This window comes from Mycobacterium sp. NGS22, assembly GCF_059813095.1.
On record NZ_JCALDY010000006.1, the window covers coordinates 1 to 24,410 of the forward strand.

23 protein-coding genes and 1 pseudogene are annotated in these 24,410 nt (G+C 66.7%); 11 read left to right on the top strand and 13 right to left on the bottom strand.

Annotated features, from left to right (window positions below; all coding sequences use genetic code 11):
• Both AC5Y47_RS06940 and AC5Y47_RS06945 read left to right on the top strand, forming a co-directional pair.
• Nucleotides 1-1,341, top strand: a pseudogene (locus AC5Y47_RS06940) (PE family protein); the annotation flags it as partial.
• Nucleotides 1,338-2,015 carry a hypothetical protein gene (locus tag AC5Y47_RS06945; RefSeq protein WP_499943177.1) on the top strand — a complete coding sequence of 226 codons (678 nt, stop codon included), beginning with the start codon at nt 1,338-1,340 and terminating at the stop codon, nt 2,013-2,015. The pseudogene AC5Y47_RS06940 and the gene AC5Y47_RS06945, both read left to right, overlap by 4 nt.
• Here AC5Y47_RS06945 and AC5Y47_RS06950 read toward each other — a convergent pair.
• Genes AC5Y47_RS06950 through AC5Y47_RS06965 form a run of 4 tightly spaced genes read right to left on the bottom strand, consistent with a single transcriptional unit; the run spans nt 2,001 to nt 6,844 of the window.
• Nucleotides 2,001-3,548 (bottom strand): acetolactate synthase large subunit, encoded by a 1,548-nt coding sequence (locus tag AC5Y47_RS06950; protein WP_499943178.1) that lies wholly within the window; start codon nt 3,546-3,548, stop codon nt 2,001-2,003. The genes AC5Y47_RS06945 and AC5Y47_RS06950 overlap by 15 nt on opposite strands.
• Nucleotides 3,545-4,384, bottom strand: a complete 840-nt coding sequence (locus AC5Y47_RS06955) for an amidohydrolase family protein (RefSeq protein WP_499943179.1) — start codon at nt 4,382-4,384, stop codon at nt 3,545-3,547. Before AC5Y47_RS06955 ends, AC5Y47_RS06950 begins: the two co-directional genes overlap by 4 nt.
• A 13-nt stretch (nt 4,385-4,397) precedes the next feature.
• On the bottom strand, nt 4,398-5,165 hold the full coding sequence (locus AC5Y47_RS06960) for a fructosamine kinase family protein (protein ID WP_499943180.1): 768 nt from the start codon (nt 5,163-5,165) through the stop codon (nt 4,398-4,400).
• Nucleotides 5,162-6,844, bottom strand: a complete 1,683-nt coding sequence (locus AC5Y47_RS06965) for an acyl-CoA synthetase (RefSeq protein WP_499943416.1) — start codon at nt 6,842-6,844, stop codon at nt 5,162-5,164. Before AC5Y47_RS06965 ends, AC5Y47_RS06960 begins: the two co-directional genes overlap by 4 nt.
• Nucleotides 6,845-6,848: 4 nt before the next feature.
• On the opposite strand from AC5Y47_RS06965, the gene AC5Y47_RS06970 reads away from it, so the two are divergent.
• Together AC5Y47_RS06970 and AC5Y47_RS06975 are read left to right on the top strand one after the other, a co-directional pair.
• Nucleotides 6,849-7,688: a crotonase/enoyl-CoA hydratase family protein gene (locus AC5Y47_RS06970; protein WP_499943181.1), complete on the top strand. Its 840-nt coding sequence runs from the start codon at nt 6,849-6,851 to the stop codon at nt 7,686-7,688.
• 398 nt (nt 7,689-8,086) lie between these two features.
• Nucleotides 8,087-9,004: a type IV toxin-antitoxin system AbiEi family antitoxin gene (locus tag AC5Y47_RS06975; protein ID WP_499943182.1), complete on the top strand. Its 918-nt coding sequence runs from the start codon at nt 8,087-8,089 to the stop codon at nt 9,002-9,004.
• Here AC5Y47_RS06975 and AC5Y47_RS06980 read toward each other — a convergent pair.
• The 3 genes from AC5Y47_RS06980 to AC5Y47_RS06990 all read right to left on the bottom strand — a co-directional run bounded on the left by AC5Y47_RS06980 (nt 8,941) and on the right by AC5Y47_RS06990 (nt 12,590).
• Nucleotides 8,941-9,603 carry a sensor domain-containing protein gene (locus AC5Y47_RS06980; RefSeq protein ID WP_499943183.1) on the bottom strand — a complete coding sequence of 221 codons (663 nt, stop codon included), beginning with the start codon at nt 9,601-9,603 and terminating at the stop codon, nt 8,941-8,943. The genes AC5Y47_RS06975 and AC5Y47_RS06980 overlap by 64 nt on opposite strands.
• A 32-nt stretch (nt 9,604-9,635) precedes the next feature.
• Nucleotides 9,636-11,279 (bottom strand): serine/threonine-protein kinase PknH/PknJ, encoded by a 1,644-nt coding sequence (locus AC5Y47_RS06985; RefSeq protein ID WP_499943184.1) that lies wholly within the window; start codon nt 11,277-11,279, stop codon nt 9,636-9,638.
• A 93-nt stretch (nt 11,280-11,372) separates the two neighbouring features.
• Nucleotides 11,373-12,590: a cytochrome P450 gene (locus AC5Y47_RS06990; RefSeq protein ID WP_499943185.1), complete on the bottom strand. Its 1,218-nt coding sequence runs from the start codon at nt 12,588-12,590 to the stop codon at nt 11,373-11,375.
• A 45-nt stretch (nt 12,591-12,635) separates the two neighbouring features.
• Here AC5Y47_RS06990 and AC5Y47_RS06995 point away from each other — a divergent pair, with 45 nt between their 5' ends.
• Nucleotides 12,636-13,346: an acetoacetate decarboxylase family protein gene (locus AC5Y47_RS06995; protein ID WP_499943186.1), complete on the top strand. Its 711-nt coding sequence runs from the start codon at nt 12,636-12,638 to the stop codon at nt 13,344-13,346.
• 57 nt (nt 13,347-13,403) lie between these two features.
• On the opposite strand, the gene AC5Y47_RS07000 is transcribed toward AC5Y47_RS06995, so the two are convergent.
• Entirely contained in the window at nt 13,404-14,435 is a 1,032-nt protein-coding gene (locus tag AC5Y47_RS07000; protein WP_499943187.1) for an LLM class F420-dependent oxidoreductase, read from the bottom strand.
• 61 nt (nt 14,436-14,496) lie between these two features.
• On the opposite strand from AC5Y47_RS07000, the gene AC5Y47_RS07005 reads away from it, so the two are divergent.
• Genes AC5Y47_RS07005 through AC5Y47_RS07020 form a run of 4 tightly spaced genes read left to right on the top strand, consistent with a single transcriptional unit; the run spans nt 14,497 to nt 18,631 of the window.
• Complete coding sequence (locus AC5Y47_RS07005) at nt 14,497-15,486, top strand: Zn-ribbon domain-containing OB-fold protein (protein WP_499943188.1); 990 nt, start codon at nt 14,497-14,499, stop codon at nt 15,484-15,486.
• Between the two features lie 15 nt (nt 15,487-15,501).
• Nucleotides 15,502-16,563, top strand: coding sequence for a thiolase family protein (locus tag AC5Y47_RS07010; RefSeq protein WP_499943189.1), 1,062 nt, complete (start codon nt 15,502-15,504; stop codon nt 16,561-16,563).
• A complete protein-coding gene (locus AC5Y47_RS07015; protein WP_499943190.1) occupies nt 16,563-17,741 on the top strand; it encodes a thiolase family protein in 1,179 nt (392 codons plus the stop codon). Before AC5Y47_RS07010 ends, AC5Y47_RS07015 begins: the two co-directional genes overlap by 1 nt.
• An 8-nt stretch (nt 17,742-17,749) precedes the next feature.
• Nucleotides 17,750-18,631 (top strand): TIGR03619 family F420-dependent LLM class oxidoreductase, encoded by an 882-nt coding sequence (locus tag AC5Y47_RS07020; protein WP_499943191.1) that lies wholly within the window; start codon nt 17,750-17,752, stop codon nt 18,629-18,631.
• Nucleotides 18,632-18,715: 84 nt separating this feature from the next.
• On the opposite strand, the gene AC5Y47_RS07025 is transcribed toward AC5Y47_RS07020, so the two are convergent.
• Nucleotides 18,716-19,243, bottom strand: a complete 528-nt coding sequence (locus AC5Y47_RS07025; RefSeq protein ID WP_499943192.1) for a gamma carbonic anhydrase family protein — start codon at nt 19,241-19,243, stop codon at nt 18,716-18,718.
• A gap of 114 nt (nt 19,244-19,357) precedes the next feature.
• On the opposite strand from AC5Y47_RS07025, the gene AC5Y47_RS07030 reads away from it, so the two are divergent.
• Together AC5Y47_RS07030 and AC5Y47_RS07035 are read left to right on the top strand one after the other, a co-directional pair.
• Nucleotides 19,358-20,515: a 3-ketosteroid-9-alpha-monooxygenase, oxygenase component gene (locus AC5Y47_RS07030; protein WP_499943193.1), complete on the top strand. Its 1,158-nt coding sequence runs from the start codon at nt 19,358-19,360 to the stop codon at nt 20,513-20,515.
• A 5-nt stretch (nt 20,516-20,520) separates the two neighbouring features.
• Nucleotides 20,521-20,967, top strand: a complete 447-nt coding sequence (locus AC5Y47_RS07035) for a hypothetical protein (protein WP_499943194.1) — start codon at nt 20,521-20,523, stop codon at nt 20,965-20,967.
• Nucleotides 20,968-20,983: 16 nt separating this feature from the next.
• Here AC5Y47_RS07035 and AC5Y47_RS07040 read toward each other — a convergent pair whose 3' ends face one another.
• The 4 genes from AC5Y47_RS07040 to AC5Y47_RS07055 all read right to left on the bottom strand — a co-directional run bounded on the left by AC5Y47_RS07040 (nt 20,984) and on the right by AC5Y47_RS07055 (nt 24,408).
• A complete protein-coding gene (locus AC5Y47_RS07040) occupies nt 20,984-22,129 on the bottom strand; it encodes a sulfotransferase family protein (RefSeq protein WP_499943195.1) in 1,146 nt (381 codons plus the stop codon).
• Nucleotides 22,129-22,911, bottom strand: coding sequence for an SDR family oxidoreductase (locus tag AC5Y47_RS07045; protein WP_499943196.1), 783 nt, complete (start codon nt 22,909-22,911; stop codon nt 22,129-22,131). Before AC5Y47_RS07045 ends, AC5Y47_RS07040 begins: the two co-directional genes overlap by 1 nt.
• A complete protein-coding gene (locus tag AC5Y47_RS07050; RefSeq protein WP_499943197.1) occupies nt 22,908-24,035 on the bottom strand; it encodes a hypothetical protein in 1,128 nt (375 codons plus the stop codon). Before AC5Y47_RS07050 ends, AC5Y47_RS07045 begins: the two co-directional genes overlap by 4 nt.
• Nucleotides 24,036-24,126: 91 nt before the next feature.
• On the bottom strand, nt 24,127-24,408 hold the full coding sequence (locus tag AC5Y47_RS07055) for a hypothetical protein (protein ID WP_499943198.1): 282 nt from the start codon (nt 24,406-24,408) through the stop codon (nt 24,127-24,129).
• Between the last annotated feature and the right edge of the window lie 2 nt (nt 24,409-24,410).

Sequence of the window (24,410 nt, forward strand, 5' to 3'; positions counted from 1 at the left end):
GGCGACGGGGGCGGCGGCGGCATCGGCAGCAAGGGTGGCGACCCCGGCGCCGGCGGGGCTCCCGGCGGCGCCGGCGGTTTCGGCAATCTGGGCAAAGGTGGCGACGGCGGCAACGGCGGCGCCGGTGGCAAGGGCGGCAGTGGCGCCAACGGTGTCAACACGCCGATACCCACGACGGTGGCGCAGGCCGGTACCGGCGGCAACGGCAGTCCGGACGGCACCACTGCGACCGGCGGTGATGCCGGCACCGGTACAGCCGGCAGCCCCAGCAGTGGCTCTCCGAATGGTCAGGTTCAGCAGGGCGGTAACGGTGGCAACGGCGGCGCCGGAGTCAACGCTGCCGCAGGCGGCACCGCGACCGGTGGCAAGGGCGGCCAGGGCGGCGACGGCAGCCTGTTCGGCGGACCCGGCGGCAACGGCGGAACGGGTGGCACCGCCACCGAAAACGGCACTTCCGGAATTGCCGCAGCCGGAATCGGGGGCAACGGCGGAGACGGGAATGGCGGTGACGGCGGCAAGGGCGGAACGGGCGGCAATGCCACCGTGACCGGCGATGCCGGGAAGGCTACCGGCGGAAACGGCGGCAACGGTGGCGACGCCAATCCCGTCATCATCTCGAGCAAGGCGGTCAGCAACGGCGCCGACGGCGGTGCCGGCGGCAACGGCGGAAACGCCACAGTCGCTACCAACGGGCAGGCCTTCGGCGGCAAGGGTGGCAACGGGGGCAGCGGTGACCACGGCACGGTCAATGCCGGCATCGGCGGCAACGGTGGGCTCGGCGGTGCGGCAGGTGCCGGCGGCAGCAACGGTGGCAGCGGTGGCACCGGCGGTGCCGGCGGCGCCGGTGGTGCCGGCGGTGACGGTGCCGTCGGCGGCAAGGGCGGCACCGGCGGCAACGGTGGCTTCACCACCGTCGGTGCGGGCTCGACAGGCTTAGGCGGCGTCGGCGGCAATGGCGGCGGCGGCGGCACCGGCGCCATCGGCGCAGCGGGCGGCGTGGGCGGCAACGGCGGCCAGGGCGGCGCTTCGGGTGGCGGCACGGCCGGCAACGGCGGTGCGGGCGGTGTCGGTGGCGAGGGTGGCGACGGCGGCAAGGGTGGCGACGGCGGCGCGGCCGGAACCGGCTCGTCGTCCGGCACCGGCGGCACGGGCGGCACCGGTGGCACCAGTGGCGCCGGCGGTCAGGGCGGATCGGGCGGCCAGGCCGGCAACGGCAATCCGTTTGGCACGGGCGGCGCCGGGGGCGCAGCACAAACCGGGAACGCCGGCACCATCACCGGTGGCGGCACGGGTGGCGGCGGCGGCGCGGGCGGCACCGCGGGCGCCGGCGGCATCGCTTGACGTTGCCCCTCAACGGTTTTCACGGTGCTCCGGCGCTCGACCCGGCAACATGCGGCATCGCCGTCTCGGGTACCCGGCACTTCTCCTGGGGCAGCTGGTCGACCGGCGTGGCGTGGTCCACGATCAAAGTCCCGCTGGCCATCGCAGCGCTGCAGGCTGACCGCCGCAGCGCGGAGCCCCTGGTAGTCAAGGCCATCACCGAATCCGACAATCCCGCCTCCGAGCAGTTGTGGTCGCAACTCGGCGAACCGGTCGAGGCGGCGGGGCGGGTTCAAGCTGTTCTGGCCGCCGCCGGAGATTCGTCGACCATCGTCGAATCTCAGCGCCTCCGAACGGGATTCACCGCATTCGGCCAAACGGTCTGGCCGCTCGACCGGCAGGCACTGTTCGCGGCGAACATGATTCGGATTCCCGAAGCCGGCCGCGTCGTCGAACTCATGCACCGGCTGATTCCCGAACAGCGATGGGGTCTGGCCGCCAAAGGCATTGCCGCCAAAGGTGGTTGGGGACCTGGCCGGAAATCCGGATACCTGGCCCGCCAGTTCGGCATTCTGTCTGCGGCAGCAGACCATCTGGGCGTGGCCCTAGCCGCCGAGGCCGAAACGTTCGAGGCCGCAACGACTGTCGTCAACCAGCTCGCGGACTGGCTGTACGAACAACTACCCCAGCAGTGACGGCACCACCGCGTCGATCAGATGTGGGCCCGGTTCCGCGAACGCGTTGCGCAGCGCGTCGGCCAAGTCCTCGGCTGTGTTCACCCGCCGCGCAGGTATCCCCATGCCTTCGGCCATCTTCACGAAATCCATTGTCGGGCGCGATATGTCGAGCAGGTCCACCGCCTTCGGTCCCGGCGCGGACCCGGCTCCGACCCGCTGCAACTCGAGGCGCAGGATGTCGTAGGCGCCGTTGTTGTAGATGATCGTGGTGACGTCGAGGTTCTCCCGGGCCTGCGTCCACAGCCCCGAGATCGTGTACATCGCCGACCCGTCGGACTCCAGGCACAGCACCGGGCGATCCGGGGCCGCCACCGCGGCACCCACGGCGGCCGGGATGCCGTAGCCGATCGCTCCCCCGGTCAGCGTCAGCCAATCATGTGCCGGCGCACCGGCGGTGGCCTGCGGCAGCAGCGGACCCGAGGTGTTGGATTCGTCGACGACGATCGCCCGTTCGGGTAGCAGCGCACCGATCACGTCGGCCGCCGACGCCGCCGTCAACGAGCCCGACGGCAGCTGCGGACGCGACGGCGCCGCTACCGGCGCCGTCGTCCCCGGGGCCACCTCCTCGGCCAACGCCACCAAAGCCAGTCCCGCGCCGCGGCTTTCGGCCAACACGTGCACCTGACACCCCGCCGGCACCAGATCGCTCGGCATATCGGGGTAGGCGAAGAACGACACCGGCGACTTGGCCCCGGCCAGCACCAGGTGCTTGGCGCCGCTCAGCTGCGCGGCCGCGGCCTCGGCGAAGTAGCCGAGCCGTTCGACGGCGGGCACGCCGGCGCCGCGCTCCAGCCGCGTCGGGAACGTCTCACACAACAAGCGTGCACCGGTGGCCTCGGCGATGCGCGCCGCCGCGGCCAACCCTTCTCCATAAGTGGCGTCTCCCCCGATCAGGATCGTCGTCGGCTCGCCGGAACGCAGCACCGCGGCAACCGAACCGTCGTCGATCCTGGCACCCGACCACGACGTCGCGACCGCTCGCGCGGGTTCGGCCCCCTCCGACCAGGAGGCGTCGGCGGGCAGGATCAGCGTCGCGACGTGTGCCCCGGACACGCTGGCCGCGATTGCCTCGGCGGTGTCGGCTGCGACCTCACCGGCGGTCGAACTGCGGCGCACCCATCCCGAGACGGTGCCGGCAACCGCGTCGATGTCGGATTCCAGTGGGGCGTCGTACTTCTTGTGATAGGTGGCGTGGTCGCCGACGACCACCACCATCGGCACCTTGGCGCGCCGCGCGTTGTGCAGGTTGGCCAGCCCGTTCCCAAGACCCGGGCCCAGGTGCAGCAACACCGCGGCCGGGCGGCCGGCGATGCGGGCGTAGCCGTCGGCGGCGCCGGTGGCCACCCCTTCGAAAAGCGTTAGCACACCCCGCATCTCGGCCACCGTGTCCAACGCCGCCACGAAATGCATCTCGGAGGTACCGGGATTGGCGAAGCACACGTCGATACCGCCGTCGACCAATGTGTTGATCAGCGCCTGAGCACCGTTCATCTGTCCACCTTTCCGTGCAGTTCCGGCAGCTTGAAGACCCGTTCGGCATTGCGCAGCAGGAAGTCCCGACGGGCCTCGTCGCCGAGTCCGAGTTCGTCGAGACCTGCCAGGGCGTGGGTGTGGGTGATCATCGGGTAGTTGGTGCCGAACAGCACTTTGCGTTGCCCGGTACCGGTTTTCATGAAGCGTACGAGCTCGTCGGGCAACCGCTTGACGGTGTAGGCAGAGGTGTCGATGTAGACGTTCTCGTGTTTGCGGGCCACCGCGACCATCTCCTCGGTCCAGGGATAGCCGACGTGCCCGCACACGATCACCAGTTCCGGGAAGTCCAGCGCCACCTGGTCGATGTAGGGAATCGGGCGCCCGGTCTGCGACGGTCGCAGCGGGCCGGTATGCCCGACCTGGGTGCAGAACGGCACCCCCGACTCGACGCATTGCGCGAACAGCGGATAGTAACGGCGATCGGTGGGCGGCGCATCCCACAACCACGGCACCACCCGCAGGCCGACGAACCCGTCGGCAACCCGTCGGCGCAGTTCGCGAACCGCGACCATCGGACGGTTCAGGTCGACGGCGGCCAATCCGGCAAACCTGTCGGGATGCGATGAAACCCATTGCGCGACTTCATCGTTGGACACCAGATCCTGGCCGCCCGGACCCAGCCACGCGCTCAGCAGGCCGAACTCGACGCCCGCCGCGTCCATCGAAGCCACCGTCGCTTCGATCGGGAGGTCGGCGTCCGGGATCGACCCACCGGTCCAGCGCCGCAGCGAGGCGAGCATGTCGCTGCGCAGGAACCGTAAGGTCGGGTGCTGCATCCACACATCGATCGTCATCGCGGTTTCGACTCTAGACGTCGAGTGCGGCGCGGGCGGCAGCGTATGTCTGCCGCGCGTACCCGCCGCCGAACAGCACCACGTGTGCCAGCAGCGGGAACAGTTGGTGCAGTCCGACCCGGTCGCGCCAGCCGGGTTTCAGCCGATGCGCCCGCTGGTAGCCGTCCAGGACGGATTCGTAGTGCGGACAGCCGAACAGCGCCAGCATGGCCAGGTCGGTCTCCCGGTGACCCCCGTGAGCGGCGGGGTCGATCAGCACCACCCCGTCCCGTGTCCACATCACGTTGCCGCTCCACAGATCCCCGTGCAGGCGCGCCGGCGCGTCGTCGTCGTCGTAGTCGCCGGCCCGGCAGCGTGTCATGACCGCGTCGAGAGCGGTGCGGGTCGCGGCATCGAGTCGGGCCGCCGCGCGGTCAGTCATCGGGGCCAGCCGCTCGTCGGCGTAGAACGAGCCCCAGCGACGGTGGTGCCGCAACGACATGGGCAGCGGCTGCGACAACGGTCCGAAGAATCCGGGCCCGTCCCACCCGTCGGGTCCCGCGCCGAAGGCCACCGCGCCCGCGTCGTGCGTGACCGCCAGTCGGGTACCGAAGACACGCGCCGCTTCGGCGTCGGGAGCTACCGGGTCGAGTCGGCCCAACGTCAGACTGGTCGCGTCGACAGCGACCACCCGCGCGCAGGGGACGCCGCCCTCGACTCCGCCCAGCCACCGCAGCCCGGCGGCCTCGCAGGCGAAGAATCCTGCCGGGGCGCCCCGTCGCTGCTTGACGAAGTCGCTCAAGCGGTTACGTGAGCGGCATGCACATCGTCGGCCTGGCGAGCCTCGGTCTGCTCCTTGGCCCAGCGGTAGTCCGGCTTGCCGGCCGGTGAACGCTTCACCTCGTCGACGAACCAAAGACTGCGCGGCACTTTGTATCCCGCGATCTCCGAGCGCACGAAGCTGTCCAGTTCCGCCAGCGTCGGCCGCGCCCCCTGACGCGCCTGCACCACGGCCGCGACGTGCTGACCGTAGCGCGGGTCGGGCACACCGACCACCAGGGCGTCGAAGACGTCGGGATGACCCTTCAGTGCCGCCTCGACCTCTTCGGGGTAGATCTTCTCCCCGCCGCTGTTGATCGACACCGAACCGCGGCCCAGCATCGTCACGGACCCGTCCTCTTCGACCAGCGCCCAGTCGCCCGGAATCGCGTAGCGCACACCGTTGATCGTCTTGAACGTCTCGGCGGTCTTCTTCTCGTCCTTGTAGTAGCCGACGGGGATGTTGCCCTTCTTGGCGATGAAGCCGCGTACGCCGGAGCCGGGCTTGACCTCGTTGCCTTCTTCGTCGAGGACGACGGTGCGGTGGTCGATGGTGACCCGCGGGCCACCGCTGTGCGGCGCGTCCTTGGCCACGATGCTGGTGCCACCGAAGCCGGTCTCCGAGGAGCCGATCGAGTCGGTGATCACCCGATTCGGCAGCAACTCCAGCAGTTTCTCCTTGATGCTCGGCGAGAACAGGGCCGCCGTGCTGGCCAGCAGGAACAGCGACGAGAGGTCGTACTCATTACCCGCGTCCTGATGCGCCAGCAGCGCATCGAGCAACGGACGGGCCATCGCGTCGCCGGTGAAGAACAGCAGGTTGACCTTGTGGTCGTGGATGGTGCGCCACACCTGGTCGGCGTTGAATTCCGGTGCCAGCACGGTGGTTTGGCCCGAGAACAGTGACATCCAAGTGGCGGATTGGGTGGCGCCGTGGATCATCGGCGGGATCGGGTACCGGATCATCGGCGGGTTCGCGGCGGCGGCCTTGGCCAGGTCGTACTCGTCCTTGACGAATTCGCCTGTGGCGAAGTCGGTTCCGCCGAACAACACCCGGTAGATGTCTTCGTGGCGCCACATCACGCCCTTCGGGAAGCCCGTCGTGCCACCCGTGTACAGCAGGTAGATGTCGTCGGCGCTGCGCTCGCCGAAGTCACGCTCGGGCGAGCCGTCGGCGATGGCGGCGTAGAACTCGACGCCCCCGTAGCGCTGGTAGTCGTTGTCGCTACCATCCTCGACCACCAACACGGTCTTGACGTTCGGCGTCTCCGGCAGCACGTTGGCGACCCGGTCGGAGTATTGCCGCTCGTGCACCAGCGCGACCATGTCGGAGTTCTCGAACAGGTAGCGCAGCTCGCCCTCGACGTAGCGGAAGTTGACGTTGACCAGGATCGCGCCGGCTTTGATGATGCCGAGCATCGCGATCACGATCTCGATGCGGTTGCGGCAGTACAGACCGACCTTGTCGCCCTTCTGCACTCCTTGGTCGATCAGGTAGTGCCCCAGGCGGTTGGCCTTCTCTTCCAGTTCGGCGTAGGTCAACTGCTCGTCACCGCAGATGAGGGCTACACGGTCGGGCACAGCGTCGATGGCGTGCTCGGCGAGGTCAGCAATATTCAAGGCCACGGACCCTAAATTAGAACGTGTTACATTTCTTGACAAGCTGATGCCCAACGTCGCGCGAAAGGCGGTCACGGTGACCGAGACTCCAGCAAACGAATCCGAACCGGACGCCCTGGTCGAGCAGCGCGGTCACACGTTGATCGTCACGATGAACCGCCCGCACCGTCGCAACGCCCTGAGCACCGAAATGATGGAGATCATGGTGCAGGCGTGGGACCGCGTCGACAACGATCCCGACATCCGTTGTTGCATCCTCACCGGTGCCGGTGGCTACTTCTGCGCCGGGATGGACCTCAAAGCGGCAACCGCGAAGCCACCGGGCGATTCTTTCAAGGACGGCAGCTACGACCCGTCGCGCATCGACGCGCTCCTCAAGGGTCGCCGGTTGACCAAACCCCTGATCGCGGCCGTCGAGGGACCGGCGATCGCCGGCGGTACCGAGATCCTGCAGGGCACCGACATCCGCATCGCCGGCGAGAGCGCCAAGTTCGGCATCTCCGAGGCCAAGTGGAGTCTGTACCCGATGGGCGGCTCGGCGGTGCGCCTGGTGCGCCAGATTCCCTACACGGTGGCGTGTGACCTGCTGTTGACCGGCCGGCACATCACCGCGGCCGAGGCCAAGGAGATGGGGCTGATCGGTCACGTCGTCCCGGACGGTCAGGCGCTGGCGAAGGCGTTGGAACTCGCGGAGATCATCGAGAACAACGGTCCGTTGGCCGTCCAGGCGATCCTGAAGACCATCCGCGAGACCGAGGGCATGCACGAGAACGAGGCCTTCAAGACCGACACGCAGGTCGGGATCAAGGTGTTCCTCTCCGACGACGCGAAAGAGGGTCCGCGGGCGTTCGCCGAGAAGCGTAAGCCGCAGTTCCAGAACAAGTAAGCCCCCCTTCGCCGAGCGTGTAACCACTGCCAAATTCGGGCCGAAATTTCGCAACAGCGACACGCTCGGCGAACCTGTCAGTCCCACTCGGCGAACCTGTCCGCCCCCCTCGCCGAACGTGTAACCACTGCCAAATCCAGGCCGAAATTTCGCAGCAGCGACACGCTCGGCGAACCTGTCAGTCCCGGACGGCGAACCTGTCCGCCCCCTTCGCCGAGCGTGTAACCACTGCCGCTCGGCGAACCTGTCCGCCCCTTCCGCCGAACGTGTAACCACTCCCGTTCGGCGAACCCGTCCGCCCCTTCGCCGAGCGCGTAACCACTGCCAAATCCAGGCCGAAATTTCGCAACAGCGACACGCTCGGCGAACATGTCAGTCCCGGACGGCACACTGCGCTCATGGTCGAGCCATTTGTCGGCAGCGAAGCAATAGCGTCCGGCGTGATCACGCCCTACCAGCTGCGTAGCCGCTACACCGCGGTGCACCGGGACATCTACCTCCCGGTCCACACCGAACTGACCGCGACACAACGCGCGCATGCCGCCTGGCTGTGGTCGAAGCGGCGCGGTGTCGTTGCCGGCCAATCCGCCGCAGCGCTGCACCGCGCAAAGTGGGTCGATGACGAGCAGCCTGCACAGCTGCTTTACGACTGCCGCCGTCCCCCGCGGGGCGTCATCACCTGGTCAGACCGCATCACGGCGGACGAAACCCAGCTCATCCGGGGCATACCGACAACCACGCCGGCCCGCACCGCCTTCGATCTCGCCTGCCGGTATCCACTGGACAAAGCGGTCGCCGCGATCGACGCGCTCGCCCGCGCAACCAGACTCGACACCCCCGACATCGAGGCGCTGACGGAGCGCCATAGCGGCCACCGCAACATCAGGCGGGCGCGACAGGCTCTCGCCCTCGTCGATCCGGGCGCGGAGTCCCCGCAAGAGACCCGGCTGCGGTTACTGGTCATCAGTGCCGGCTACCCGCCACCGCAGACCCAGATACCGGTGTACGGCTTATACGGGGAGCTGGTCGGGATCGTCGACATGGGTTGGGAGCAACTGAAACTCGCACTGGAGTACGAGGGGGCACACCATCGCACGCCCGACCGGTTCGGCCAAGACATCGCCCGCTACGAAACGATGAACACCGATCTGGACTGGATCACCATCCGGGTCACCAGCCGCGACACCGACGGCGGCATCCTGGGACGGCTGGGGTCGGCCTGGGCGCGGCGCGGAATGCCGCCACCCACGACTCAAGGATTTTCGAGATTGTCGACCAACTTGCCGGTGATGCGGTTGGCCACCACCTGCGCCTGATCGACGATGTCGTAACCGCACGCCACCACGTCGATGACGTACTTGGTGTGGATGGTCAGTACATGCTGGCAGAGGTATCGCGCGTTCTCCTGGTTGATGCCGGCCGTCAGCGTGGTGCCCGTCTGCTCGAACGACTTCATCACCCAGTGCCCGACGCTGCCGCTGGCATCGGCGGAGTAAGACTTGCCGTTGCACTGTTGCCAGGCCTGGGCCGCGGTTTTCAGGTAGCTGCGCGCCGCGTCGGGCGTATCGAGCGCAGCGATCCCCTGCGCGACATAGTGCGAATGTTCCCCTTGTGGTGACGATCCCACGGCCCCCCTGAGCGCCTGCCAGTCGACGCCGGACAACGAGGTGGGCGGCAGAATCATCGAGACGCCGATGCAGGTGGTGGGATCGACCTTGACCGGATCCTTCGAAAGCCTGGTGAAGCGACTCGATGTCACGAAGTTGTTGTCGCTGACCGCCGATCGCACCTCGGCCTCGGTGAGCGTCGACGACGTCAGGCCCGCGGCCACCGGCTGATCGGTCAGCTTTCTGGTCTCGCCGCCACCGGCGGCACGCAGGACGGCGGTCGTGACGATCACTGCGACGGCGGTCAACGCGATGATTATGCACGCCAGCACTTTTCGGTTCACGAGGCGTCCATGATCTTGGCAGCGATGGTGTCTGTCTTGGTCGCGACGCCCGACCGGTCGTCACAGACGATGACGCTAGCGATCGCGGTGCCGGCGGTTGTGATGTCCTGTTGGCAGAGGAAGCTGTCGTCGGCGGCGAAACGGTACTGGGCGGAGATCTTGTCGCGGCCATCCGCGACGATCGTCGCGGTCATCTTGACCCCGCCGGCCGAGTATTGCTGTTTGTTGCAGCCCCGCCAGGCTTGCAAGCGTTGTTGCATAAAGCGATTCGCCGCGGTAGTCGACGGCGCTGTCGCGACATACTGGTCGACGCTGCCGCGGATGTCATTGCCGGTGGCGTGCAGCGTCTCCGATTGGATCGAGTTGACGCCGACGGCAGCGAAGGCCGATTTGAGGTCGATTGACTGGATGGCTGCGCACTGTTGGGGCGTGACGGTGAAACCGGGCTCGGTCAGTTTCGTCGTCGCGTCGATGAGTCGGTAATTCGTTTCACCCATCACCGCGTTGACTTCCTGCACCGACAACAGCGACGGCCCGGACGCCTGCGACGACCCGGTGGTCATGAAGATGATCGGCAACGCGATCGCCACGGCGGCGACCGCACAAACCGCGGTGATGGCAACGGCATGCCGCTTCCATCGCGACTCTTGTCCCGGCCGCTCGGGGCCGGGGCGCGGCGCGGAGAACGCGGGTGCCGGTGCGACGAAGGCCGCCGGTTGCGGCCAGGGCGGCGGGGTGGCCGGCGATTGTTGCCACGGTGCGGGAGCGACGGGTCCCGGGCCGGGTCGGGACGGCTGTGGATGCGGCGCAGGGTGCGGCCCGGTGTTAGGGGTGTTGATGGCAGCGCGTGCCGCCGCGATCAGTTCCTTGGTGGTGGCGTAGCGCTCGTCGGGGTTCTTGGCCATCCCCTTGGCGACGACGTCGTCGAGTTGCGGTGGAATGCCGGGACGCAGCGTGGACGGGCGCGGCGGCGGCAGGGTCAGATGCCCACCCAGTTGTTGCTCGAGGCTGTCACCGGGGAAAGGTTGGCTGCCGGTCAGGCACTCGTGCATCACGCAGGTCAGCGCATAGATGTCGGCGCGGTTGTCGTTGCGGTCGCTGGTCAATCGTTCGGGCGCCAGATAGGCCCAGCTGCCGACGACGCTTCCGGTGTTGGTCAGCGACGTCTGCCCGGTCGCGCGCGCGATACCGAAGTCGATCAGATAGGCGAAGTCGTCCTCGGCCACCAGGATGTTGGACGGTTTGACGTCGCGGTGCACCAGATTGACCCGGTGCGCGGCGTGCAATGCCGAAGCCACCTGCCCGATGATGTGCAACATCCGCGCGGGCTCCAGCGGGCCTTCGGTCAATGCGGTTTGCAGGTCGCGGCCCTGGATGAGGCGCATCGTGACGAACAGCCGTCCCTCGATCTCACCGAAGTCGTAGATCGGAACCACGTGAGGTTCGTCGAGTCCGGCCGCCGAGCGGGCTTCGCGGCGGAACCGCTGCTGGTAGGTCTCATCGTCGGCGAACTGCGCGGGCAGCACCTTGAGCGCGACCACGCGCTCGGTGGCTGTGTCGAACGCCCGCCAGACCTCGCCCATGCCGCCGCGCCCCAGCAACTCGATCAACCGGTAGCGGCCGAACGGCGTCCCTTCCACGTGCACCTCCCCCTAGGTTGCCTGCAGCGGTAACGATAGGGTTCGGCCACAGCATTCACCGAAGAAACTCAAAAACTCTGCCGCGGACGGGCGCTAAAACACCCGCGCGGTCGGCGTGAACACCACCGGCATCGATTCCAGTCCGGACACGAAGTTCGCCGGCCGCAGCGGCAACGCCGACTCGTCGGCCAGCCGCAGATCCGGCAAACGCTGCAACACCCGCGACGTCATCAAAGACAACTCGAGCCGCGCCAGCTGATTCCCCATGCAGAAATGGGTACCGAAGCCGAATGCCAAGTGGCTGTTGGGGTTTCGGCGGATGTCGAAGTGTTCCGGCTGATCGAACACCGACTCGTCGAAGTTCGCCGACTCGAAGAGCAGCATGATCTTCTCGCCCTCGGTCAACGAGGTGCCGTGGAATTCGGTGTCCGCGGTCAGCGTGCGGCACATGTTCTTCACCGGTGAAGTCCAGCGCAGCATCTCCTCGATCGCACCGGGAAGCAATTCCGGGTCGGCCACCAGATCCGACCACTGATCGCGATGGCGCACCAGTTGCTCGGTGCCGCCGCTCAGCGTGTGGCGGGTGGTTTCGTCACCGCCGATCAGGATCAGCAGCGTCTCCATGACGATCTCTTCGTCGGCCATCCGCTGACCCTCGACCTCGGCGTTGATCAGGATCGAATAGAGGTCGTCGGTCGGCTCCGCGCGACGCTTCCCGATCAGGTCCATGGTGAACGCGGTATAGGCGGCGAACGCCTCCATCACCGTCTGAAATTCCACTGAGGTGGGGTCGATGTGCGAACTCAGTCCGCAGACCAGATCGTCGGACCACTTCAGCAACATGCTGCGGTCCTCAGGCAGCACGCCGAGCATGTCGCCGATCACCGCCATCGGCAACGGCGCCGCGATGTCGCGGACGAAGTCGCACTCGCCGCGCTCGCACACCGCGTCGATCAACGTGTCGCACAATTCGCCGATCGAGGCTTCCTTGTCCTTGACCCGCTTGCGCGTGAAGCCGGCGTTGACGAGCTTGCGACGCACCAGGTGTGCGGGGTCGTCCATGTCGATCATGTACGGCATGCCGGGCTGATCCGGCCGGATGCCGCCGGTGCTGGAGAACAACTCCGGGTTGCGCTCGGCGTCCAGGATGGCCTGATACGTTGTCGCACCGGCCAATCCGTTGCGGTCCCGGAACACCGGCTGGTTGGCGCGCATCCACCGGTACGCTTCGCGCGCCGCGACGCCGTCGGCATAGAAGTTGCCGTCCGCCAGATCGATGTCGCGGATTGTCTCCGGGATGATCGCAGTCATCTACAGCCTCCAGTTTTCTGTTTCGAGCCCATTACAGTAAGCCCCATGCCTGTCTCGCAACACACCATCGCCGGCACCGTCCTCACCATGCCGGTGATCATCCGCAAAGCCGACCAGCACTCGGCGATGTTCTCGGTCGACGCCGCCGCCGCGCAACGTCTCATCGACTACAGCGGCCTGCAGATCTTCGAATACCTGCCCGGCCGGGCCATCCTGCTGCAGCTGCTGGTCCGCTACATCGACGGTGACCTGGGCAAGTACCACGAGTACGGCACCGCTTTCATGGTGAACAAACCCGGCACCACGGCCAGGGGCCTGAGAGCGATGGCCGACGCGGCCACCTTCATTCACCACCTGCCGGTGGACCAGGAGTTCACCCTCGAAGCGGGGCGCACCATCTGGGGTTACCCAAAGATCATGGCGGACTTCACCGTTCGCGAGGGCCGCAAGTTCGACTTCGACGTCAGCGCCGACGGCCAACTGATCGCCGGTATCGAGTTCAGCCGGGGCCTGCCGCACCCCGCGATGAAGGCACAGAACTTGACGACCTACTCCCACCTCGACGGCGTCACCCGGGAGACCTCGTCGCAGATGAGCACCTCCGGGGTGCGCACCCGCCTCGGCGGCGCTCGGATCCGGCTCGGCGATCACCCCTACGCCAGGGAACTGGCGTCGCTGGGCCTGCCCAAGCGGGCGCTGATGACGCAGTCGGTGAGCAACGTGGAGATGTCGTTCGACGACGCACACGCCGTCTGAGCCCATCCCCATCGGGCCAATCTAGAACGCGTTCTAGCGGTCTCGCAAGCCTGCGCGTCAGGTCAGCGCGGCGAGGTCTCGTACCTGCTCAACGCTGCGAGCGCTCACCACCATCATGGTGACGCCGGATGCCTCCCACGCCTCGATCTGCTTACGCACGTAGTCCAGATCGCCGACGATCATCGCGTCGTCGACGAGTTCGTCCGGAATGGCCTTGCCGGCCTCGTCCTTGCGGTCGGACCGGAACAGTTTGGTGACCTCGTCGACCACCTCGCCGTAACCCATCCGGCGGTAGACGTCGGCGTGGAAGTTGGTGTCCTCGGCGCCCATGCCGCCCATATAGAGCGCCAGGAACGGTTTGATCCCCTCGAACGCGGCCGCGCGGTCCTCGGTGACGACGATCTGGGCCGTCGCGCAGATCTCGAAGTCCTCCCGGCTGCGTCGGGCGCCCGGCCGGGCGAACCCCTCGTCGAGCCACTCGTTGTACATGTCGGCCATGCGCGGCGAGTAGAAGATGGGCAGCCAGCCGTCGCAGATCTCGGCGGCCAGCGCGACGTTCTTGGGACCCTCGGCGCCGAGCATGATCGGGATGTCGGCGCGCAGCGGGTGGGTGATCGGCTTGAGTGCCTTGCCAAGTCCGGTGGTCCCAGAACCGCTCAGCGGCAACGGATAATGCGGTCCGTCGCTCGTCACCGGCGCCTGCCGGGCCCACGCCTGGCGCACGATGTCGATGTATTCACGCGTGCGGGCCAGCGGCTTGGGGAACCGGGCCCCGTACCAGCCCTCGACCACCTGCGGCCCGGATACGCCCAGCCCCAGGATGTGCCGACCGCCGGACAGGTGGTCCAGCGTCAACGCCGCCATCGCGCACGCGGTCGGGGTGCGCGCCGACAACTGCACCACCGAAGTGCCCAGACGGACCCGCTGCGTCGAGGACCCCCACCAGGCCAACGGGGTATAAGCGTCCGAACCCCATGCTTCGGCGGTGAAGACGGCGTCGAATCCGACCTCTTCGGCGGCGGCGACCAGCTCCGCGTGGTTCTCCGGCGGCTGAGCGCCCCAATAACCCAACTGCAGCCCGAGCTTCACGATGGTCGCCTCCTTGGGGCCAGTATTGAAACCAAACTTAGAACCTGTTCTACTCGATGGCGTGACAGCCAGTTCGAGCGGCCCGACCCTGATCGATCACCCTGAGCCGCCCCTCTCCGCACCGTTGACGTTGTCCTTCGACTACACCCGTTCGGTGGGTCCCACCCTCGGCAAGTTCTTCACCGGGCTACGTGACCGCCGCGTTCTGGGGGTACGCGGTTCCGATGGCCGGGTGCATGTGCCGCCTCCGGAATACGACCCGGTCACCTACGAACCGCTGGGCGAGATGGTACCCGTGTCCAGCGTCGGGACCGTCGTGTCGTGGACCTGGCAACCCGAGCCACTCGGTGGGGAACCGCTGGACCGTCCGTTCGCGTGGGCGCTGATCAAGCTGGACGGCGCCGACACCCCACTCATTCACGCCGTCGACGCCGGATCCTCGGACAAGATCGAGACCGGCGCCCGGGTGCACGTGCACTGGGCCGACGAAACGGTGGGCGCCATCACCGACATCGCCTACTTCGCACTGGGCGAGGAGACCGAACCCGAAGGCACGGAGTCCGACCAGGACCCGGTCAGCATGGTCGTCACGCCCATCTCGTTGACCATTCAGCACACCGCCTCGCACGAGGAAAGCGCCTACCTGCGCGCCATCGCCGAGGGAAAGTTACTGGGCGCCAAGACCGGTGAAAAAGGCAAGGTCTACTTCCCGCCGCACGGCGCCGACCCCGCCACCGGCCGGCCCACCACCGATTTCGTCGAGCTGCCGGACAAGGGCACGGTCACGACGTTCGCGATCATCAACATCCCGTTCCAAGGCCAGCGCATCAAACCGCCGTACGTGGCGGCTTACGTGCTGCTCGACGGCGCCGACATCCCGTTCCTGCACCTGGTCGCCGACGTCGACGCGCACGAGGTGCGGATGGGCATGCGGGTGGAGGCGGTGTGGAAACCCCGCGAGGAGTGGGGATTCGGCATCGACAACATCGAATTCTTCCGGCCGACCGGCGAACCGGACGCCGACTACGACACCTACAAACACCACCTGTAAAGGGCCCACTCACAAATGAGCACTCGCAATGTCGCGGTGGTCGGCTTCGCGCACGCGCCGCACGTGCGCCGTACCGACGGCACCACCAACGGCGTCGAAATGTTGATGCCGTGCTTCGCCCAGCTCTACGAAGACCTGGGCATCACCAAGGCCGATATCGGCTTCTGGTGCTCCGGCTCGTCGGATTACCTTGCCGGACGGGCGTTTTCCTTCATCTCGGCGATCGACTCGATCGGGGCGGTGCCGCCGATCAACGAGTCGCACGTCGAAATGGACGCCGCCTGGGCACTTTACGAGGCCTACATCAAGATCCTCACCGGCGAGGTCGACACCGCACTGGTTTACGGGTTCGGCAAGTCCTCGGCGGGCATCCTGCGCCAGATCCTGACCCGGCAGACCGACCCGTACACCGTCGCGCCGCTGTGGCCGGACTCGGTGTCGCTGGCCGGGTTGCAGGCCCGCATCGGTCTGGACTCCGGCAAGTGGACGCCCGAGCAGATGGCGCAGGTCGCCCTCGACTCGTTCGCACAGTCCGAACGCACCGATTCCGAGAAACCGGCCAAGGACATCGACGAGCTGCTGTCCCGGCCGTTCTTCAACGACCCGCTGCGCCGCCACGACATCGCACCGATCACCGACGGCGCGGCCGCGATCGTGCTCGCCGCCGACGACCGGGCCCGTGAACTTCGCGAAAAGCCCGCCTGGATAACGGGAATCGAACACCGCATCGAGACTCCGGTGCTGGGTGCGCGCGATCTCACCGTCTCGGCGTCCACGGCGGCCTCGGCGGCAGCGGCCACCGGTGGCGACACCGGATTCGACGTCGCCGAGATCTACGCGCCGTTCACCCACCAGCACCTGATCCTGGCCGAGGCCATCGGACTGAACGGGTCGACCAAGGTGAACCCGTCCGGCGGTGCGCTGGCCGCCAACCCGATGTTCGTCGCCGGCCTGGAGCGCATCGGCTTTGCCGCACAACACATCTGGAACGGTTCGGCGGGCCGCGTGCTGGCACACGCGACCAGCGGGCCTGCGCTGCAACAGAACCTGGTCGCGGTCATGGAAGGAAAGAACTGATGGCAGGCGCAGGGGCGAACCTCGCCGCGGTGCTGGGCACCGGACAGACCAAGTACGTCGCGAAGCGCAAAGACGTTTCGATGAACGGCATGGTGCGCGAAGCCATCGACCGTGCGCTGCAAGATTCCGGATCCACGTTCGACGACATCGACGCCGTCGTCGTCGGCAAGGCACCGGACTTCTTCGAGGGCGTCATGATGCCCGAACTGTTCATGGCCGACGCCGTCGGAGCCACCGGCAAGCCGCTGATCCGCGTGCACACCGCGGGCTCGGTCGGTGGCTCCACCGGAGTCGTGGCCGCCAGCCTCGTGCAGTCCGGCAAGTACCGCCGGGTGCTGGCGATGGCGTGGGAGAAGCAGTCTGAGTCGAATGCCATGTGGGCGTTGTCGATTCCGATCCCGTTCATCAAGCCGGTCGGTGCCGGCGCAGGCGGGTATTTCGCCCCGCACGTCCGCTCCTACATCCGCCGCTCCGGTGCACCGACCAACATCGGCGCCATCGTCGCGGTGAAGGACCGGCTGAACGGTGCCAAGAACCCGCTGGCGCACCTGCATCAGCCCGACATCACCGTCGAGAAGGTGATGGAGTCGCCGATGCTGTGGGACCCGATCCGGTTCGACGAGACCTGCCCGTCGTCCGACGGCGCCTGCGCGGTGGTGATCGGCGACGAGGACAGCGCCGATGCCCGTCTGGCGGAAGGACATCCGGTAGCCTGGATTCACGCCACCGCGCTGCGCACCGAGCCGCTGCAGTTCTCCGGACGTGACCAGGTCAGCCCGCAGGCCAGTCGGGACGCGGCGGCCGCACTGTGGAAAGCCGCCGGCATCACCAGCCCGATCGACGAGATCGACGCCGCCGAGATCTACGTGCCGTTCTCGTGGTTCGAGCCGATGTGGTTGGAGAGCTTGGGTTTCGCACCCGAAGGCGAGGGTTGGAAGCTCACCGAGGCGGGCGAGACCGCGATCGGCGGCCGGTTGCCGGTGAACCCGTCGGGCGGTGTGCTGTCGTCCAATCCGATCGGCGCCTCGGGTCTGATCCGCTTCGCCGAGGCCGCGATCCAGGTGATGGACAAGGGCGGTGACCACCAGGTGCCCAATGTGCGAAAAGCGTTGGGGCACGCCTACGGTGGCGGCTCGCAGTACTACTCGATGTGGGTCGTCGGGCGCGACAAACCGTGACCACGCGGATGAAGTACACCCTGAGCATCGCGATGGGTCCGCTGGACCAGCTGACCGAACTCGCCAAGACCGCGGAGGAAGTCGGTTTCGATTCGATCGCGCTGCCGGACTCGATCTTCTATTTCGAGAAGCAGTCCGTCGACTATCCCTACACCGCCGACGGTAAGCGGATGTTCGACGAGAACACGCCGTGGGCCGATCCGCTGATCCTGGCCGCGACGCTGGGCGCGGTCACCTCCAAGCTGCGTTTCTACACCAACGTGATGAAACTCGGGTCGCGCAACCCGCTGCTGCTGGCGCGCCAGGTCGGCACGGTGGCCAACCTGACCAACAACCGGTTCGGCTTCGGGGTCGGAATCGGCTGGGCGCCCGAGGAATTCGAGTGGTGCGGGGTGCCGTTCCAGCGTCGCGGCAAGCGCGTCGACGAGATGATCGAAGTCATCAAAATGGTGCTGGCCGGCGGCATGGTCGAATTCCACGGCGAGTTCTACGATTTCGACCGCCTGCAGATGAGCCCGGCACCCACCGAGCCGGTGCCGTTCTACGTCGGCGGGCACACCGAGGTCGCCCTCAAGCGCGCCGCTCGGGTCAGCGACGGCTGGACCAGCGCGATGATGACGCATGCACAGCTGGACGAGACCATCGGCAAACTCAAGGCGCTGCTCGCCGAAAATGGCCGGGCGGATGATCCTTTCGAGTACCAAGCCGTCTGCATGGACAAGTTCGGGGTGGACGGTCATCGCGAGCTCGTCCAGATCGGCGTGACCGACTACATCACCATCCCCTGGATTTTCGACGGTCTGGGTTTCGATGCGCCGCTGGACAAGAAGCGGGACTCGATGAAGCGCTTCGCCGACACTTACATCCACTCCGGCTGGCAGGACGGATGACCGGCGCGTCCACCCGTCGAGTGTGAATCTCACGACCCGACACGCCGTTTCGGCGTCGCACACTTCACACTCGATGCGCCGCGCTCACTCCACCGGTTCCACGCCGGCGAGGTGCCGTTGCGCCAGGTCGCGGTAAGCCTGCGGATTGACGTTGACCCACATTTCGGCACCGGTTCCCTCGATCGGGCCCTTCACCTTGGCCGGCGCGCCGGTCACCAGCATCCCGGCCGGGATCTGCGTGCCGCCGGTGACCAAAGATCCCGCCGCCACCAGGCAACGCGCGCCGATCACCGCGCCGTCGAGCACCGTGGCGTGGTTGGCGATCAACGCCTCGGATCCGATGTGGGCGCCGTGGATAACGCACAGGTGGGCCACCGTAGCTCCCGGGCCGATGTCGACCGGAATTCCCGGCGGCGCGTGCAACACCGACCCGTCCTGCACGTTGGCGCCTTCCCGGATCACGACGGGGGCGTAGTCGCCGCGCAGGACTGCGTTGTACCAGACGGAGGCTCCCGCCTGGACCGTGACGTCGCCGATCAGCGTCGCGGTCGGGGCCACGAAGGCGGTGGGATCGACCCGCGGCGATCGACCCTCGAATGAATACAACGGCATTGCCTACATATACCGCACCATGCATATGCCGTGGTTAGGGTCCCCGTCGTTGCGCTCCCCCGCCCCAAAACTGTAACGTGTTCTAGTTAGCAGCCCATTATTGGAGGTAACAAGGTGAGTACCGGCACAAGCGGCGTCGGTGTTCGGGAAATCGATCCCGGCGCCTTACCGACCAGGTATGCCCGAGGCTGGCACTGCCTGGGCGTCGCGAAGGACTTTCTCGACGGCAAGCCGCACTCGGTGCAGGCTTTCGGCACGAAGCTGGTGGTGTTCGCCGACTCACACGGGGACATCAAGGTTCTGGACGGCTACTGCCGGCACATGGGCGGTGACCTGTCCGAGGGCACCATCAAGGGCGACGAGGTCGCCTGCCCGTTCCACGACTGGCGCTGGGGCGGCGACGGCCGCTGCAAGCTGGTGCCCTACGCCAAGCGCACCCCGAAGACGGCCCGCACCCGGTCCTGGACGACCGACGTGCGCAGTGGGCTGCTGTTCGTCTGGCACGACCACGAGGGCAACCCACCGGACCCCGCGGTGCGCATCCCCGAGTTGGCCGAAGCCGCCAGCGACGAATGGACCGAGTGGCGGTGGAACAGCATCCTGATCGAGGGATCCAACTGCCGTGACATCATCGACAACGTCACCGACATGGCGCACTTCTTCTACATCCACTACGGATTGCCGACGTACTTCAAGAACGTCTTCGAGGGTCACATCGCCTCGCAGTACCTGCACAACGTGGGCCGCCCCGACGTCGACGACCTCGGAACCACCTACGGCGAAGCGCATTTGGATTCCGAAGCGTCCTACTTCGGGCCGTCGTTCATGATCAACTGGCTGCACAACAGCTACGGCGGGTACAAGGCGGAGTCGATTCTGATCAACTGCCACTACCCGGTCACGCAGAATTCGTTCGTGCTGCAGTGGGGCGTCATCGTCGAAAAGCCCAAGGGCATGGACGAAAAGATGACCGACAAGCTTTCCCGGGTGTTCACCGACGGCGTGAGCAAGGGCTTCCTGCAGGACGTGGAGATCTGGAAGCACAAGACGCGCATCGACAATCCGCTGCTGGTCGAGGAAGACGGCGCGGTCTATCAGCTGCGCCGCTGGTATCAGCAGTTCTACGTCGACGCCGCCGACGTCGCCCCGGAGATGGTGGAGCGCTTCGAGATCGAGGTCGACACGACGCGCGCCAACGAGTTCTGGAACGCCGAGGTGGCCGAGAACTTGAAGGCGCGGGACACCGAGTCCGACGAGGTCCCGGCGAACTGACGGACATGTCCGACGATCAGCCGGCCGTTCCCGACGTCGACCGCTTGGCACGGTCGATGCTGGCACTGCACGGCGATCACCATGACCATGACGAGGCGCCGTCGACGAACGGTGGTTCCGGGGCCTGGTCGAAGTCAAGGGATTTCAGCAACGACCCCGATCGCGCCGCCTCGGTGGCCGAAGCCAGCCGCGCCGACCGCGAGCGCTACCTGTCCGCCGGGTTGCGGCCGGTGGACTGTCGGTTCTGTCACGTCACGGTGACCGTGCGCAGGCTTGGGCCGGGTCACACTGCGGTGCAATGGAATAGCGACGCCGCGCAGCGTTGCGCGCACTTCGCCGAAGTGCGCGCATCCGGCGGGGATACCGCGCGCACCCGGTCCTGCCCGCGGCTTTCCGACAGCATCGAGCACGCGGTGGCCGAGGGGATTTTGGAGCACGAGGCGGCCGAGTAGAGCCGCTGCCGTCAGGTCACAGCCCGGCGAACCGCTCCTTGACCGCTTCGGCCGTCAACCCGTAATCAGCCAGGGAGTAGCGGTGTTTCGGCGCCCGATCGCCCTGCTGGCTCGCCGCGTGACTGGCTTCCATCGCCTGCGTGGCCTCGTCGGTCAGCGTGATTCCAAAGTGCCGGTAGATGTCGGCCACCGTGCCCAGCGGGTCGGCGATCAACTCCTTGTAGTCGACGTCGTAGAACTGCGCCGAATCATATTTGGCGCGTGCGGTGTTGAACCGTTCCAACCCCCGCGACCACGTCTCCATCGAGTCTGCGCCGATCTGGGCTCCGGTGTAGGTCGTCGACCATCCTTCCGCGGTGTGCTGGGCCAGCGAGCACATCGACGCCATGATCGTCTCCACCGGCCGGTGGGTCTGAATCACCAGGGCGTCAGGATAAGTCGCCATCAGCGCGTCCAGGGCAAACAGATGGCTGGGGTTCTTCAGCACCCAGCGCTTGTCGGCGTCGTTCATGCCGATCAACTGCAGGTTGCGCTTGTGCCGCTGATACGACGGCGTCCAGTCCTGCTGGGACAGCCACTTCGCGTAAGTCGGTAGGTGCGCGAGGGTCTCGTAGGACACCGAGTGCAGCGACTGGCGCAACAGCTGCCAGCACTCCTCCAGCTCATAGGCGGCCATGAAGTGCAGGCCGGTGTAGCCGGGGTTGTCGGCGTGATGCTGGTTGAACTGGTCATCGAGCCTGCGGTACAACGGGTTCGAGTCCCAGGTGTCACGCGGCGGTCGCGGCTGCGGGAACTCCGCCAGCCACATGTGCAGCCCCTGATGGGCCGGGTCAGCGCCCAGCAACCGGTGCAGCGCCGTCGTGCCGGTGCGCACCAGGCCCGTGACGAAGATCGGGCGCTCGATGGCGACGTCCCGGTAGGCGGGGTTCTGTTTCCACGCCGACTCGGACAGCAACCGGGCGACCAGCGCGCCGCGCAGGAAGAACCGGTTCATCTTGCTGCCCAACACCGTCAGGCCCGCCTCGTTGCGGTAGGAGTCGAGCAGCACCTCGAGAGCTTCGCGGTAGTTGTCGTCGTCGGGGCCGAAATCGTCCAGGCCGGTGAGTTTGGTTGCCGACGTGTGCAATTCGTCGACGGTCGCGATGTCGGTGCGCTGGGTCATTACGTGTGGTACTCCCCGCAGTTGACGTCCAGGGTCTGCCCGGTGATGCCGCTGGACAGATCGCTGGCCATGAACAGGATCGCCGACGCCACCTCGTCCTCGGTGGGCAGCCGTTTGAGGTCGGACTGCGCCGCCGTGGCCTGATAGATCTGCTCGGCGGTGGTCCCGTACTTACCCGCCTGGTGGTTGAAGTAGCCCTGCAGCGTGTCGCCCCAGATATAGCCGGGTGCAACGGAATTGACGCGGATGCCCTGCTCGCCGAGTTCGGTGGCCAGGGACTGCGACATGGACAGCAGCGCCGACTTGGCCATCTTGTAGGCACCGTACTTGGCCTGCGAGTGCCGGATCACCATGGAGTTGACGTTGACGACCGAACCGTTCGACTCGGCCAATGCCGGTGTGAAGCCCTGGATGAGCCGCAAAGCCCCCAGTGCGCTGAGCTCGATCGCGTCCCGGATGTGCTGAAAGGTGGTGCCGGCCAACGGTTTCATCGACGGCACCCGGAAGGCGTTGTTGACCAGCACGTCGACCTTGCCGTAGGCCTCCAGGCTCGAGTCGACGAGATTGCTCACCTGGTCGTCGTCGGTGATGTCGGTGCGCACGGCCACCGCTTTGCGGCCCAGGTCGACCACCTGCTTGGCGACGTCGTCGAGCCGGTCCGCGCTGCGGGCCGCCAACACCAGGTCGGCCCCTTCCAGGGCACATCGACGTGCCAGGGTGGTGCCCAACCCGGGGCCCACCCCGCTGATCACCACTACCTTGCCGTCCAGCAGATCGGTCATCCCAGCATCCTTGCCGCAATTTGCTGCTGGCGCAACGTGATTCGTGCCCGCCAGTCGTCCTCGGAGATCTTGTTGTGGTCGTAGTACGGCAACGCGGCCGCCACCTTGTCGACATCGACCAACTCGACGGTGGGCCCGTCGGCCTCGGTCAACTCGCGCGAGACCCGCTGCCAGCGGAACTGCAGGAAGCCGCGTCGATGGTTCAGCGTCTCCACCCAGTTGGTGACCCCGGGGTTCTGGTCGCTGACCACGATCCGGACCTTGCCGTCCGGATCCGCCTGTGCCTGAGTATTGTTCAGCGACGTCTGGTGGTTGATGTAGTCCAGCGAGATGTACCACAGGCTGCCCAACTGGAAACCCAGATACGGGGCATCGCTGACGGGCACGGTGATCACTAGCGCCTGATCCGGCTCCAGGTCGAAGTGCCCGACCGAGGAGTACTGGGTCGACAGACCACCCGGGGTCAGCCGCGGCGCCACCATGGTGTTGACCGGGATGTCGAGATAGAACCACTGCGGGAACTGCAGCCAGGTCTTGACCCGGTTGACTAATTGCTTTCCCGCTGTGGCGTAACGTTTTTCGATCAGCTGACGGGTCAGCGCGGGTGGCGCGGTGCCCGCGGTGTCGAGTCGCTCGATGGTCAGCGTCCCGCGCCGAGCCGACCAGTCGCCGTACACCTCGCGGATCACCAACTGGCTGGGGCTTGTCGGGCGGACCCGCCACTCGAAGCTGCCGTCGGGGGCGATGTCGAGTTCGCGGTCGTCGAACGCGGCCTGGCTCGCCGGCACGTTGTCGTCGGTGTACTCACCGCCGAGCAACTGGAAACTCAGGTCGGTGGTGGTACCACGCACGCCGCGGACCACGTAATCGCGGTTGGCGTGCACCCGCGTTCCGAAATAGAGGGTGTCGGGATTGTCCAGGCCCATCTTGGTGAACGGGCCGGTTCCCGACTGCAGAAATGGATGGTCGCGCTCGTAGTCGAACGCCAGGTGGAGACAGCCGGCCACACATCCGGCCAGGTATTGCAGTCCTTCCAGCAGGTCGGCTTCGGTCTCGATGAACGGAGCATCTGCGACCAGACTCTCGGCTTCGGCGATCGCTGCAGTCAGCGTGTCAGAGAACACGACTCTGACGCTAGAACGTGTTCCTGTTTTGAGTCAACCGCTAACATTTCCGCGCGTCATGCGCGCGGTAGTGGGACGAAGCCCGCTCACCTCACGACGTGCACTGGTTGGCGAGCGTGATCAACGCCTGCCGCACGTCGGGGTGCCGGTTGAGGTAGTCGGTGAGGTCGGTGCCGGACCCCGCCCTGGCTTGCAACTGAGCCCGCACGTCGGGGTGGCGGTCCAGATAGCCGTTGACTTGTTCGCCCGCCGTCTGCCCCACGGTGGTGTTGCAGGGATCGGCATTGGCGACCGGCAGCGCGATCGCTGCCGAAGCGATGACGGTGAACAGGCCGCCGGCAAACCAGCCGACGGTCCTTGATGTGCTGGTCATGC